This window comes from Pseudonocardia sp. GCM10023141, from assembly GCF_042653605.1.
Genome location: NZ_JBHSIR010000002.1, coordinates 1 through 12972, shown reverse-complemented (window position 1 = coordinate 12972; position 12972 = coordinate 1). Strand labels below are relative to the sequence as shown.

Sequence of the window (12972 nt, the reverse complement as noted above, 5' to 3'; positions counted from 1 at the left end):
TTGGGGACCCGTCGAGCATACGGCTGACCGTTTATCAACGCGGTGTTGACAGAACTGGGTGGTGCGACCTAGCGTCGCTCTCGCAGCAACGCGAAAGGACCAGTCATGGACTTCGGCATCATCAACGAGTTCCAGGTCCCCCGACCGTGGGGGCCGCGCTCCGAGTACGACGCCTTCTGGAACGCCCTCGAACAGGCAAAGCTGGCGGACCGGCTCGGGTACAGCCACATCTGGGCGGTCGAACACCACTTCCTGGCGGAGTTCTCCCACAGTTCGGCGCCGGAGGTCTGGCTCGCGGCGGTCGCACAGCACACCGAGAACATCAGGATCGGCCACGGCGTGGCCCTGCTGCCGAACGGGTTCAACCACCCGGTCCGGGTCGCGGAGCGGGTGGCGCTGCTGGACATCCTGTCCAACGGCCGGATGGAGCTCGGCACGGGCAGGTCCGTGACGACCGAGGAGCTCGGCGGGTTCGGGATCGACCCCGGCGACAGCAAGCCCATGTGGCGCGAGGCCGTCGAGCTCATCCCACAGCTGTGGACCGCACAGGAGCCGATGACGTTCGAGGGCACCTACACCACTCTGACGGACCGGCTGGTGCTGCCGAAACCGCTCCAGCGACCGCATCCCCCCATGTGGGCGGCCTGCACCAGCCCGGACAGCTGGAGCCAAGCCGGTGAGCTCGGCCTCGGCGTGCTCGGGTTCAGCATCGGGTCCGGCCCGGATGCGCTGGCCCGGCGGATCGCCGTCCACCGCACGGCGCTCGACACCGCGGAGTCGGCCGGGCGTGTCGTCAATCGGAACGTCGCCGTCTTCATGATGACCTTCTGCGCGCCGACCGACGCGGAGGCACGCGTCATCGCCGAGGACGCCTTCACCACATACATCGACCAGACCATGCAGTACTTCCTGCAATGGGGCCGCGGCGGTGAGCTGCCACCCGGCTATGAATGGTACGCCGAGGCGGCCAGGTCCACCGAGAAGATCGCCGACCACCGCAAGTTCGACCATCTGCTCGAGAACGGGACCATCCTCTGCGGATCGCCCGACACCATAGCGCCGGTCGTCCAGCGCTACATGGACGCCGGCGCGACCCAGGTCATCCTCGGCACGCAGCTCGGGAGGATCGCCCACGAGGACGTGCTCGCGTCGCTGCGGCTGTTCGGTGCCGAGGTGCTTCCACAGTTCACCGGCACCCCGGCAGTCGCACGCACAGGCACATGAGCTCCGCCCGGGCCGCCCAACCACCTGGGCACGTCGACCTGGACCACCGCGTCGACGAGGCGCTGCGGGTCGTGCTGCGGCCCGGCCAGCAGATCGTGATCGGTCAGGGTGTGGGCGCGCCCACCCATCTCGTCGCGGCGCTGGGCCGCCACACGGACCTGCTCGCCGGCAGCACGCTGCTGGTGGGCCTGCTGCCCGTCGAGCTGCCCGAGTTGCCGGACACGACCGTCGAAACCTTCTACCCGGCCGGACGGCTCGCGGCCCAGGTCGCGGCCGGCGGTCGGGTGCGGTACGTGCGGCGGTCGCTCTTCGAGCTGTCCGAGGATCTGCGGACCGGGGCGCGCCCCGTGGACGTCGTGCTGGCGCAGGCAGGCCGGCCGCGGGCGGGACGGCGCTCGCTCGGGTCGACCGTCGACCTCGTCGCGCCGGCGCTGGACGGGTGTGCCGGCGCGGTGCTGGAGACCGGCGACCATGTCAGCTGGTCCGGCCCGCGGTCGACGGTGGCGGACCGGCCGCAGTTCCATCCCGTCGAGGTCCCCGCGCCGGACCCCGGGCCCGTCCCGGTCCGGCCGGAGCCACCCGACGCGCTGGTCCGCCTGGCTGCCACTGTCCTGCCGTGGATCCCCGACGGAGCCACCCTAGAGCTCGGCATCGGCCGCTGGGCCGCCGGCCTGACAGCCGCGCTGACCGCGCGCCGCGGCCTGCGGATCCACACCGGCGCGCTGGACGAGTGGGTCGACGAGCTCGTCAGGGCGCGGGCGCTGGCCCCCGGCCCGGTCGTGGCGACGGATGCGGGTGGGGCACCCGACCTGTTGACCCGCCTCGCCCGCGGCCCGGGCGTGGATCTCGCGCCTGCCCACCGCACGCACGCCCTCCCTACCCTGCGCGCGCTGCCCCGCTTCCGGGCGGTCAACTCGGTGTTCGAGGTCGACCTCGCCGGCCGGGCCAACGCCGAGCACGCCCCGGACGGGCGCCGGCGAGGCATCGCCGGCCTTCGCGACTTCGCCCGGGGCGCAGCCGCCAACCCGGATGGGCTGGCGGTGCTCGCCCTCCCCGCCGGGGCCGGGCGGTCGCGGATCGTCAGCAGGCTGCCGGACGACCGGGTCTCGCTCGACACCGGCGAGACCGACGTGGTCGTGACCGAGTACGGCAGCGCCTACCTGCGGGGGGCCTCGCCGGGCGAACGCCGTGAACGGCTCCTCGCCGTGGCCGATCCCCGACACCGAGCCGACCTCGCCTGCGGGCCCCCGGTTGGATGACCGAGCGCAGCTCCGCCCTTCGACGCTGCGCCCTTCGACGAGGAAGGACGACGGATGAGACTGAAGACGCACGTCGCGGACGTCACCACACTGCGCGACCTGGTCCGGGTCCGGGCCGCCGAACACGGCGACCGCGAGTTCGCCGTGGTGGACGACGAGTCCGTCACCTTCGCGCAGGCCGACTCGGAGGCCAATCGGCTGGCACACGGCCTGCTCGCGCGGGGCGTCGCGAAGGGCGACGTCGTGGCCACCTACCTGTACAACTCGGTCGACCACATCCTGGTCTGGTTTGCCTGCGCGAAGATCGGGGCGATCTGGGCGCCGCTGAACATCGCCTTGCGCAGCCACGACCTCGCCCACACCGTCTCGGACTCCCGGGCGACTGCCGTGGTCGTGGACGGTGAGCTGCTGCCGCGCTACCTGGAGGTGCGCGCGGGCATCGAGCCGCGGCCACGGGTCGAGGTGCTCCGCGGTGGCGGGGAGCCCCCGCCGGGCTTCGAGCGCCTGGCCGCCCTGCGCGCCGCCACCGCCGCCGAACCCCCAGCGGACGTGCGCTGGTCCGACCCGGCCGGGCTGATCTACACCGGCGGGACGACCGGGTTGCCGAAGGGTGTGCTGGTCGCGAACATGTGGTACTTCCCCGGGATCTTCCGGTACGCGGAGATGCTGCGGCCGGGCCCGGGCGACGTCCACCTCGGCAACGGGCAGATGTGTCACACGATCGGCTCCGCGGTCGATGTGGTCGCACCCCTGTACTGGGGGATGAAGACAGTGCTCACCCGCTGGTTCGACGCGAACCGGGTGTTGGAGCGCGCCCGCGAGCACGGCACCACGCTGTCGGTGGTCATCGGGCCGGCCATGGTCCCGATGCTGGCCCTGCCCGAGCTGCCCGACGACGCCGACAACCCCCTCCGGCTGGCCGCCACCGGGACCGGCGGCGCTCCGCGGGAGCTCGTCGACGGATTCTCCAGGCGCTTCGGGATCGACCTGCTCGAGCTGTACGGACAGACCGAGACCGGTCCGCTCGGCTGCGTCAGCCAGCGGCTGGACGACCGCCCCTACCACAGCCTGGGCACCGCCAACGGCTGGGCGGACGTCGCGGTGCTCGACACCGACGACCTCCCTTGCCCGGCCGGGGAGACCGGGGAGATTGTGCTGCGGCCGCGGTTCCCGCGCAGCTTCCTGCTCGCCTACTGGGGCTCGCCCGACCGGTACGTCGACGCCTGCCGGGAGCTGTGGTTCCACACCGGGGACCTCGGGCACCTCGACGAGCGCGGCTACCTCCACTTCGACGGCCGGATGGCCCACCTGATCAACCGCCGAGGCGAGCGGATCTCCGCGTTCGAGGTCGAGCAGGTCGTCGCCGCACACCCGGGGGTGGCCCGGTGCGCGGTGGTCGGGGTGCCCGTCGGTACGGACGAGGAGATCAAGGCCTACGTCGAGCCGGTGGCAGGGGTCGCCCTCACCGAGCCGGACGTCGTGCGGTTCTGCGCGGAACGCATCGCCCACTTCAAGGTCCCCAGGTACGTCGAGTTCGTCGAGGAGTTCCCCGTCTCCGTGACCAAGGGCGAGATCGAGCGGCACACGCTGCGCGCCCGGGGCGTCGGGGACGCCTGGGACCGCGAGGCCGTGGGTGTCAAGGTGCGAAGGAAGGTCTGACCATGTCCAAGCCTGCGGTGCTCCCCGCGCTCCGGCGCGCGGTCCACGACACGACGGTGACCCTGCGCGAGGTCGGGCTGCGGGAGGGTCTGCAGTCCACCACCGCCGTCCTGCCGACCGCCGACAAGGTCGAGCTGTTCCGCGGGCTGCGCGCCGCGGGGCTCGACGTCCTCAACCCGGTCGCGTTCGTCCATCCCGGCAGGATGCCGCAGATGGCCGACGCCGAGGAGTTCCTGCGCGCGCTGGGCCCGCTGCGGGACGGCGCCGTGCTCAGCGGGCTCACCCTGAACGACGCCGGCCTGGATCGGGCGCTCGTCATGCGGGGCGAGGGCCTGCTCGACGGCATCCTCACCGTGTTCTCCCACCACGGCGCGGGGATGGCCGCGAACGGGATCACCGCCGACAGCGACCGGCTGATCGACGAGATCGGCGGTCGCGCCGCGCGGGCTGCCGCAGCCGAGCTCGCGGTCACCGTCTTCCTCAGCGGCACCTTCGGCACTCCCGAGGGAACGCCCCACGACCCGGACCGGGTCCTCGCCGCCGCCGGGCGGATCGCCACGCTGCCCGGGGTCACCGAGCTGCTGGTGTCCGACTCCACCGGGCTCGCCGACCCGCTGCGGCTGTTGGAGCTGCTCGCGGCGCTCCATGACCAGCTGCCCGACGATCGGCCACGGATCGGGGTGCACCTGCACGACACCCGGGGTGCCGGGCTCGCCAACGCGCTCGCCGCGCTCGCCTCACCGTTCGAGGAGCTCACTCTCGACGCGGCGTTCGGCGGCTGGGGTGGGGACTACCCCTTCGTCGCCGAGTCCTTCGGCAACGTCGCGACCGAGGATCTGGCGGAGATGCTCGTTGGCCTCGGTGTCCCGCTGGCGGTCGACGTCGATGCAGTCGTCGAGGTCACTCGGCGCTACACGGCGCTGAGCGGCCGGATAGCCGGGTCTCGCCTGCCCTCCGCGAGCACCATCGCCTGGAAGCGCGGCGCCGGGATGCCGCGATGAGCGCCCGGGTACTCGTCGTGGGCGCCAAGGGGTACGTCGGCGCCGCGTTCTGCCGGGCGCTGCTTGTGCGGGGCCACCAGGTGGTCGCGCTCGACCTCGGCACGGAGCCGGGCCGGCTCGCCGACCTCGCGGACCACCTCGAGCAGGTCGACGGCGACGGGTCCGACCTGCAGACGGTGCTGTCCGCGATCGGCCGGCGGCCGATCGACGCGGTGTACTACGGCCCGTTCTACCGCGGCGAGAACGGTGGGCACAGCGTGGCCCGCGAGCTCGACGTGATGGCCGCGGGCGCCTGGCGGGTGTTCGACCTCGCCCGCGCGTTCCCGCTTCGCCGCGTGCTGTTCCCCAGCTCGACCGCCGTACACGGCGGGCAGCGGGGCGCGACGGTGGACGAGGACAGCCCGCTGCTGCCGGCTTCGACCTACGGGGCAGTCAAGCTGCTCTGCGAGCGGGTGGCGATCGAGACGAACGCGGCGATCGGGGAGCCCGTGGTCACCGCACTCCGGCTGCCTTCGGTCTACGGGCCCGGTGCCTCGGTGGCTAGCCGGCAGGTCAACGTGCCGGCAGTGGCGGCCGGGCGAGGGCGTCCGGCCGTGCTCGACGTGCGGGCGTCGGCGCGGGTGTGCGTCGCCCACGTCGACGACGTGGCCGCGGCGCTGGTCGCAGCCGTCGAGGCTGAACGGGTGCCGCGCACGGTCTATGAGATCGGCGGGCCGGACGTCACCTACGCCGAGATCGCCGCGGCCGTGCGGGAGACGGTGCCCGAGGCCGAGATCCGCTACGGCGCCCGGGACCAGGCGGTGCTGCCGCACGCGGTGGACCATCGGCGTGCTGCGCAGGATCTCGGGTTGCGGCACCGTCCACTCGCCGAGGGGATGCGCTCGGTGGTCGACTTCGAGCGCGCTCGTGCCGCCGCCAGGGTCGGTGCGACGTGAGCGGCCCCCTGGCGGACCTGCGCGTTCTCGACCTATCGGCGTTCCTGCCCGGACCGTTCTGTGCCGAGGTCCTCGCTGACCTCGGTGCCGACGTGATCAAGGTCGAGCCGCCCGGTGGGGAACCCGCCCGCAGTGTCACCGACGGGCTGCATGCCGTGGCCAACCGCAACAAGCGGGGCACGGTCGCCGACCTCAAGGATCCCGTGGACCGGGCGCGGGTGCTGGACCTCGCCGGTGGTGCCGACGTGCTCATCGAGGGTTTCCGGCCTGGCGTCGTCGCCCGGCTCGGGGTGGCCTACTCCGATGTCTGTGCCGTCAATCCCGGTATCGTCTACTGCTCCGTCACCGGGTACGGTCAGGACGGCCCGAAGCGGGACCGTCCCGCCCACGACCTCACGTTGCTCGCCGCCGCGGGCGCTTTGTCGTTCTCCCCGCACTGGCACGGCGCGCCGCGGCGCTCGGGCGTGCCGGTCGCCGATCTGGCCGGCGCCACCTACGCGGTGATCGCGATCCTGGCGGCGTTGCGCGACCGGGACCGCACCGGCCGGGGCTGCTACCTCGATGTCGCGCTGGCCGACGCCACGCTGTCCTTCATCGCACCCCGCGGCGGGCCAATGCTCGACCGTACCGACGCCGATCGGCTGGGGGTCTACCCCACCAATGACATCTATCCCACAGCGGACGGACGGCAGATCGCGATCTCGGCGGTGGAGCAGAAGTTCTGGCTGCGGCTGCGGGACGCTCTCGCCCCCGATGCGCCGGCCGTCGCCGATCCCTGCTTCGACACCCCCGGGCAGCGCCACCGCACGCACGGGAACGCGCTGGCAGCGCTGCTGACCGACGTATTCGCGACCCGGCGCGCCGACGAATGGATCGCCCGGTTGGAGGCCGTCGACGTCTGCGTCGAGCTCGTGCGGACCGTGCGCGAGGCCGCGGAGAGCCCGCAGGTACAGGGTCGCGGGATAGTGCAGACCCTGGCGGGCGAGCACCACGTCGTCTTCCCGGTCGTCCGCGACGGCGCGGTGATGGGTCGGCTGGATCGGCGCGCCCCCAACCTCGTCGAGGATCGCGTCGGCGTGCGCTGGGCCGAGCCAGGATCGACCACTGCCTTACGAGGGCCGGGGGTGGACTGAGCCTTTGCCGTGCTCAGTAGGCCGGAGACCGACCGTGTAGCTGTGTGATCTCGTGTTGTCAGCGCGCCACCGCGGGGGCGAGTCCGGTCCGCGGAGATGCCAGGGGCTCGTCAGCAGCCCGGCGACAGCGGCCCAGAAAACGGGCGGGCCGAGGCCCAGTGTCGAAACCCATTCCTGGTCAGCATGATCAGCACCGTCATGGCTCGCGGCCGCGAGCCAGAGAGCGTGGAGGAGACAGCGTGCGAGTTATCGCTTTCCAACGGTTCGGTGGTCCCGAGGTACTCGAGGTTCTCGAGATGGACGAGCCGCACGCCGGTGCCGGCCAGGTACGGATCCGGGTGAGCGCGGTGGCCGTGAATCCGTCGGATCTGGGAACCCGATCCGGCGCAACCGTGGCCCTGCGGCGCAAGGTCGACCCGAACTTCCGAGTCCCGGACCCACCGCACGTCGTGGGCTGGGACGCGGTCGGGGTAGTCGACGAGGCCGGCACCGGCGTAACGGACCTTGCGATCGGTGACCGAGTGGTCGCGGTGACCAACCCCCACTCGGGGAACGGAGCGTACGTCGAATCCCTCGTGGTGTCGGCCGAATCGGCGGTACTCGCTCCCACGAACGTTGACGACACGGCGGCCTGCACGCTGCCGATGAACGGGCTCACCGCCCGGCTGGCGCTGGACAAGCTCGCGCTGCCCACAGGCGCAACGGTAGCGGTCACCGGCGGGGCGGGCACCCTGGGGGGATACGTTGTCCAGCTGGCCAAGGCGGATGGCCTGCGAGTGATCGCGGACGCCGCTGAGGCCGACGAGGAGCTGGTCACCTCCTTTGGCGCGGATGTGGTGGTCAGACGGGGTCCCGAGGTGGCGAGGAACATCCTGGAAGCCGCGCCGGGCGGCGTCGATGCTGTGATCGACAACGCCGTGCAGGACGATGCCGTGCTTGCTGCGGTGCGCGACGGCGGCGCGATCGTGACCTTGCGCGCGCACACCGGGCGGACCGATCGGGGGATCACCTGGTATCCGATTCACGTCACCGAATACGTCGGCGAGCGTACCCGGCTGGATCAGCTGGCCCGGCAGGTCGAAGCCGGCGAGCTGATGCTGCGGGTGGCCGACACCTACTCCGCCGATCGCGCAGCGGACGCACACCGCCGGCTGGAAGACGGTGGCGTGCGAGGCAGGCTGGTCATCACGTTCTGACCCTGAGCCTGGCGGCGCGCGCACGGCCGACCGCGCATGCCGGGCGCACGAGCCAGGGTCCCTGGCGTCGTCGTTCACCGGCTACCCAGCCGGTGAACTCGTCACGTTCTACCACCAGCGGGGGGAGAACGAGACAGCGTTCTTCGAGTTGAGTCCACCCCCTTGAGGACCGGGTGCTGCGCGCTCGCATCCCGGACGGGGTCGACCAGGAAATCTATGCGTTGCTGGTCACCTACCAGGCGGTGCGCCTGGCGATCAGAGACGCCACCCTCGCCCAGCCCGACCGCGACCCGGACCGTGGCAGCTTCACCATCGCCCTCAACACCGTCCGCGATCAGCTCACCGCCGCTGCCGGGGTCATCACCGACACCGCCATCGTCGCGGACCTTCGTCGGCGTCCCGGTCGCGATCACCGGCACCCACACGGGTGACGAGCGGGCGCACGGTCGAGACGAGTGGTTTCGGCTGTTGCGTGCGGCCAACCCGGCATCCACGGAGTTGACGTAGTCACCGTCAACCCACACCAGCCCCAACAGCGGAAACCGTGCCCGAGGATCGGTCAAGACCCGGGCACCCGCACGATCCTGCACCGATGCCGAGTGCACCATCCCGACCGGCATCAACCCGAGCACATCAACCAGCACATGCCGCTTACGGCGGCCCCGCACCCGCTTGCCCACGTCGTCGCCGATGTGTTCACCCCTCGCTGGACTTGACCACTGCGAGTCCGACACCGCCACCGAGGGCCGCGGATCTCGGCCATCAGCGGCACGAACCGATCCCGCAGAACCTCGTGAATGCGCGCCCACGTCCCATCGGCGCTGCGGTCAGCGAACCACCGGCACGCAGTACTTCACGCCGCAAGATCGTGCGGCACCATCCGCCACTAATACTGCAACGGCAGTTACGGCGTGTCGTGGGATGCTGAGATCTGTCTAGCGGTGATGATCACCGCGTGGTGGATCTTGCAGGGTGGGTGGCGTCGTTGGATGCCGTGGTGGAACTGATCTCAGGGCGTTTCGCCAGGTCCGAGCCGCGTCACCGGGTCGGTACCTACCTGCGGGGGCTGCTCGCCGGTCTGGAGCGGAAGAACGGGTGGACGCTGGCTGAGCATGCCGGGGCGGTGTCGCCGGATGGGATGCAGCGGTTGCTGCGCACCGCGGACTGGGATGTCGAGGGCGTGCGCGATGACGTGCGCGGCTATGTCCTGGACCAGCTCGGCGACGACGCGACCGGGGTGTTCATCGTCGACGAGACGGGTTTCATCAAGAAGTGTGCGCTCGGCCGGGGTGCACGGGGAACGCCGCCACCACGGCGGCGATCTCAGCGTCCATCAGGCCGACACCTCCTGGTTGTCCGCGTTGCGTTCGTACGGGTTGTATCGCCAAGGGATCCCAGCGGACTGGGAACCAGTGCGGCCAGCGTCTCGGCGACGGGTGTCGCGCCGGTGAGCAGCTCGGGTGTCGGCGCGACGTAGACCAGCAGTACGCGCTCGCCGAGCGCGATGTCCTCCGGCGCCCACCGTTGCCGCTGTCGACGGAGTAACGCTGCACCGCGACCACGAACGGCACGATCGAGATCGCCGACCGCGCCGAGTTGTGGTGCGCTTCGTGGATCTCGAATGCCCAGAGGCAGTATGTCGTGATCAGCACCGTGGCCGAGAGCCTCACACGAACCGCAGGTAGGAGGTGGAGTGGCTCTCGAGCGACTTGCAGATCCTCGCGTCGGTGCGCTCGCTGAACATCATCTCGGCGTAGCGCCTGCCCGCCACCATGAACACCTAGTCGAAGCCTGCCATCAGCAGGAACCACTGAGAGCGCGCGATGCCGGTGGGCGTGCGACCGGCATCGCCCGGAGCAGGAAACCCGAGGCGACGATAGATGTCGAGCACCCGCTGGTGCCCGAGCCAGAAGCAGCAGGCCAGCTGCACCGCGACGTAGACCGCGAGCACGATCGTCGGCTGCACGCTGGCGAGCAGGCTCAGCCGGAGCGCGGCCAGGATGAGCACCCGGGCGACGGCCAACACCAGCCCTGGGGCGACGATGCCGGCGGCAATCGAACGGTTGCGCTTGGTTGGATGTGCGGTCGGCCTCAACGCAATTGGCGTCTTGACTAGGTAGACCGACGCTGCCGGCGATCAGGCTTCGAGCACTGGGCCGTCTGTCCAGAGGTCGCGTGCGAGGTCGCGGCGGGCTCGCCAGAGATCGGACTTCGCGGTGAACCCGGCGATGCCCGCTCCCGCATCGGCGTCCGGGACGCGCCATCCACCGTTAACCGCTCCGGTCAGACCGGCCGACAGCGCCTCGAACGCCTGCGCGGTGTGCAGGTCGGCCTCGACCCCGTTGTTGATGATGAACTTGAGCTGCCGGACGGCCTGCTGGTTCTTGCTGAGCAGCACCCGCACCAGGTGCTCAGCCTCGGCGTCGAGCCGGTCGTCGGGCACGACCCGGTTCCACAGCCCGAGTTCGGCGGCCCGCGCGGCCGGGTGCAGCGCGCCCAACAGGTTGATCTCCTTGGCCATTCGACGACCGACCAACCGGGCCATCCGGGTGGTACCGCCCCAGCCCGGGGTGATGCCAACATCGATCTCGGGCATCCCCCAACGGGCCGACCGCGCGGCGACGACGAAGTCCGACGCCATCGTGATTTCGAGACCGCCGCCGACAGCGAAGCCCTCCACAACCGAGATCGTCACCTTGTCGAGCTCCTCCAGGACGTTCGCCATGTGCTGATAGCCGTGGACTCGGCGCATCACGGCGTTGGCATCGCCCCACCGCGGCATCTCGGTGATGTCGTCACCGGCGCAGAACGTGCCGCCGGAACCGCGGATCACGAGCACCTGCACGGTACCGGAGTCGCGAACCCGTTCCAGGGCATGGGTGAGCTCGTCGGACAACTGCAGCGACAGGGCGTTGTGGACCCGCGGCCGATCGAGGGTCACTCTGGCCACCGGCCCGTCCTCGACGTAGATCAGCTGCTCGTATTCGCCGCTGACGTGGTGCGAGCTTGGCGGGACGGTCTCGGTGGCGATGGCGATGGCGCCGTCGGTCATCGTGGGATCTCCTCGACTGAGATTCGGTTCAGATGTGCTACCGAATCACCGTAGGACAGTCGGTATCGAAATGCAACCGAGTAGTAGTCCTAGGGAGTCGAGGACGAACGGTGGACCGAGGGACGGACTCCGTCGGGCCCGCACTGGAGCAGGTGGGCGAGCGGTGGACGTTCCTCATCCTGTGTGAGGCATTCTTCGACGTCCGCCGGTTCGTCGACCGGCAGCGCACCGCGGCGTCGCGCGCACCCTCCTGGCGGACCGGCTCAGCCGCCTGGATGCGAACCGCATCCTGAACGCCGGCGATGCCAAGACCTGGCCGGAACGGCACGAGTATCGGCTCACGGGCATGGGTCGAGACCGCTACGCCGTCACCGTGGCGATCATGTGTTGGGGCGATCGATGGCTAGATGACCAATTCCAAGGTGTTGGTGCGGCGCGGCGTGCGCCGGTGATGAGTGGAGGGTGCCCAGGATCAGCGCGCTGACCCAGAAGAGCAGGAGGCTCTCGTGGACGCTGACCTGGACACCCTCGCCACGGCACTGTACGTGCGCACCGACGATCTGCTGAAAGCCTCGCCCGAACGAGCCCCGTGGCGGCCCAGGGTCGGGATCACCCCGCAGATCAGCGACGCCGAGGTGATCACGTTGGCGGTGATGCAGGCGCTGCTGCGGTTCACCAGCGAGGCCCGCTGGCTGCGCCACGCCCACACCCATCTCCGTCATCTGTTCCGCTACCTGCCCCAGCAGTCCGGCTACAACAAGCGGCTGCGCGCGCTGGCCCCGACCATCGAGTGGTTGATCACCGCCCTGGCCTGTGACACCAGCCTGTGGACCGATGACGTGTGGGTGGTCGACTCGACCCCGGTCGAGTGCGGCCGCTCGAGGGAGACCGCGCGCCGGTCGGACCTGGCCGGGTTCGCCGAGTACGGCTACTGCGCCAGCCATTCCCGGTTCTTCTGGGGTTTGCGGCTGCATCTGATCGCGACCTGCACGGGCTTCCGGTCGGGTTCGCGTTGACCGGTGCGAAGGCCGATGAGCGCCACGTGGTGGTCTCGGTCCTGACCGCCGATCCCACCCTGTTGGCGGGCCGCCGGCGCCAGGTCATGATCGCGGACAAGAACTACTACGGCCGCGAGTTCGAGGCCATCATCGGCGCGGCCGGTGTCGAGTTGCTGCGCCCGGCCCGTAAGGGCGAACCACCCCGGCGCGGGGCCCGGTTCTTCCGGCCGCTGCGCCAGACCATCGAGTCGATCTTCAACACGGCCAAGGGTCAACTCGATCTGGAAGGCCATGGCGGGCACACGATCACCGGTGTGGCCGTGCGGGTCTACCAGCGGCTTCTCGCTCTGACCGCGGCAATCTGGCACAACGACCGCACCGGTCAATCCGTCAAACGATCACTACTGGCCTACGACCACTGACCCATCGACCTTGGAATCAGTCATCTAGTTGTACTGACCGGAGACGTTGGTTGAGGTCGTGTGACGACACGATCTGAATGATCTTGAGGTGGA

At 70.4% G+C, this 12972-nt stretch carries 12 protein-coding genes and 3 pseudogenes; 12 read left to right on the top strand and 3 right to left on the bottom strand.

Translation table 11 applies throughout. The annotated features are described in order from the left end of the window. Nucleotides 1-105 precede the first annotated feature (105 nt). The 8 genes from ACFPFQ_RS00095 to ACFPFQ_RS00060 all read left to right on the top strand — a co-directional run bounded on the left by ACFPFQ_RS00095 (nt 106) and on the right by ACFPFQ_RS00060 (nt 8838). Complete coding sequence (locus tag ACFPFQ_RS00095; protein ID WP_379613367.1) at nt 106-1224, top strand: LLM class flavin-dependent oxidoreductase; 1119 nt, start codon at nt 106-108, stop codon at nt 1222-1224. After that, the gene (locus ACFPFQ_RS00090) at nt 1221-2483 is read left to right on the top strand and encodes an acetyl-CoA hydrolase/transferase C-terminal domain-containing protein (protein WP_379613365.1); all 1263 of its coding nucleotides are present in this window, start codon (nt 1221-1223) and stop codon (nt 2481-2483) included. The genes ACFPFQ_RS00095 and ACFPFQ_RS00090 overlap by 4 nt, the downstream gene beginning before the upstream one ends. Nucleotides 2484-2537: 54 nt before the next feature. Next, nucleotides 2538-4142, top strand: a complete 1605-nt coding sequence (locus tag ACFPFQ_RS00085; protein ID WP_379613363.1) for a class I adenylate-forming enzyme family protein — start codon at nt 2538-2540, stop codon at nt 4140-4142. 2 nt (nt 4143-4144) lie between these two features. Further along, nucleotides 4145-5143, top strand: coding sequence for a hydroxymethylglutaryl-CoA lyase (locus ACFPFQ_RS00080; RefSeq protein WP_379613361.1), 999 nt, complete (start codon nt 4145-4147; stop codon nt 5141-5143). Then, a complete protein-coding gene (locus tag ACFPFQ_RS00075; protein WP_379613359.1) occupies nt 5140-6078 on the top strand; it encodes an NAD-dependent epimerase/dehydratase family protein in 939 nt (312 codons plus the stop codon). The genes ACFPFQ_RS00080 and ACFPFQ_RS00075 overlap by 4 nt, the downstream gene beginning before the upstream one ends. After that, nucleotides 6075-7211: a CaiB/BaiF CoA transferase family protein gene (locus tag ACFPFQ_RS00070; RefSeq protein ID WP_379613357.1), complete on the top strand. Its 1137-nt coding sequence runs from the start codon at nt 6075-6077 to the stop codon at nt 7209-7211. Before ACFPFQ_RS00075 ends, ACFPFQ_RS00070 begins: the two co-directional genes overlap by 4 nt. Nucleotides 7212-7507: 296 nt before the next feature. Continuing rightward, nucleotides 7508-8407, top strand: coding sequence for an NADP-dependent oxidoreductase (locus ACFPFQ_RS00065; protein WP_379613355.1), 900 nt, complete (start codon nt 7508-7510; stop codon nt 8405-8407). A 173-nt stretch (nt 8408-8580) separates the two neighbouring features. Further along, complete coding sequence (locus ACFPFQ_RS00060) at nt 8581-8838, top strand: hypothetical protein (RefSeq protein WP_379613353.1); 258 nt, start codon at nt 8581-8583, stop codon at nt 8836-8838. 48 nt (nt 8839-8886) lie between these two features. Here the strand turns inward: ACFPFQ_RS00060 and ACFPFQ_RS00055 are convergent. Continuing rightward, nucleotides 8887-9293, bottom strand: a pseudogene (locus tag ACFPFQ_RS00055) (transposase); the annotation flags it as partial. 69 nt (nt 9294-9362) lie between these two features. Between ACFPFQ_RS00055 and ACFPFQ_RS00050 the strand changes: the two are divergent. After that, nucleotides 9363-9723: pseudogene (locus tag ACFPFQ_RS00050) on the top strand (transposase); the annotation flags it as partial. 464 nt (nt 9724-10187) lie between these two features. On the opposite strand, the gene ACFPFQ_RS00045 reads toward ACFPFQ_RS00050, so the two are convergent. Further along, on the bottom strand, nt 10188-10433 hold the full coding sequence (locus ACFPFQ_RS00045; protein ID WP_379613351.1) for a hypothetical protein: 246 nt from the start codon (nt 10431-10433) through the stop codon (nt 10188-10190). 111 nt (nt 10434-10544) lie between these two features. Further along, nucleotides 10545-11459 (bottom strand): enoyl-CoA hydratase/isomerase family protein, encoded by a 915-nt coding sequence (locus tag ACFPFQ_RS00040; protein ID WP_379613349.1) that lies wholly within the window; start codon nt 11457-11459, stop codon nt 10545-10547. A 110-nt stretch (nt 11460-11569) separates the two neighbouring features. Between ACFPFQ_RS00040 and ACFPFQ_RS00035 the strand changes: the two genes are divergently transcribed. The 3 genes and pseudogenes from ACFPFQ_RS00035 to ACFPFQ_RS00025 all read left to right on the top strand — a co-directional run bounded on the left by ACFPFQ_RS00035 (nt 11570) and on the right by ACFPFQ_RS00025 (nt 12879). Continuing rightward, complete coding sequence (locus ACFPFQ_RS00035; protein ID WP_379613347.1) at nt 11570-11752, top strand: hypothetical protein; 183 nt, start codon at nt 11570-11572, stop codon at nt 11750-11752. Next, on the top strand, nt 11710-11943 hold the full coding sequence (locus tag ACFPFQ_RS00030; protein ID WP_379613510.1) for a winged helix-turn-helix transcriptional regulator: 234 nt from the start codon (nt 11710-11712) through the stop codon (nt 11941-11943). Before ACFPFQ_RS00035 ends, ACFPFQ_RS00030 begins: the two co-directional genes overlap by 43 nt. A gap of 22 nt (nt 11944-11965) precedes the next feature. Further along, a pseudogene (locus ACFPFQ_RS00025) lies at nt 11966-12879 on the top strand (IS982 family transposase). The last annotated feature ends 93 nt before the right edge of the window (nt 12880-12972 follow it).

What these genes read in the sequence shown, in the direction of transcription:
- ACFPFQ_RS00095 (WP_379613367.1), top strand. Translation starts at nt 106, where the DNA reads ATGGACTTCGGCATCATCAACGAGTTCCAGGTCCCCCGACCGTGGGGG.
- ACFPFQ_RS00090 (WP_379613365.1), top strand. Translation starts at nt 1,221, where the DNA reads ATGAGCTCCGCCCGGGCCGCCCAACCACCTGGGCACGTCGACCTGGAC.
- ACFPFQ_RS00085 (WP_379613363.1), top strand. Translation starts at nt 2,538, where the DNA reads ATGAGACTGAAGACGCACGTCGCGGACGTCACCACACTGCGCGACCTG.
- ACFPFQ_RS00080 (WP_379613361.1), top strand. Translation starts at nt 4,145, where the DNA reads ATGTCCAAGCCTGCGGTGCTCCCCGCGCTCCGGCGCGCGGTCCACGAC.
- ACFPFQ_RS00075 (WP_379613359.1), top strand. Translation starts at nt 5,140, where the DNA reads ATGAGCGCCCGGGTACTCGTCGTGGGCGCCAAGGGGTACGTCGGCGCC.
- ACFPFQ_RS00065 (WP_379613355.1), top strand. Translation starts at nt 7,508, where the DNA reads ATGGACGAGCCGCACGCCGGTGCCGGCCAGGTACGGATCCGGGTGAGC.
- ACFPFQ_RS00040 (WP_379613349.1), bottom strand. Translation starts at nt 11,459, where the DNA reads ATGACCGACGGCGCCATCGCCATCGCCACCGAGACCGTCCCGCCAAGC.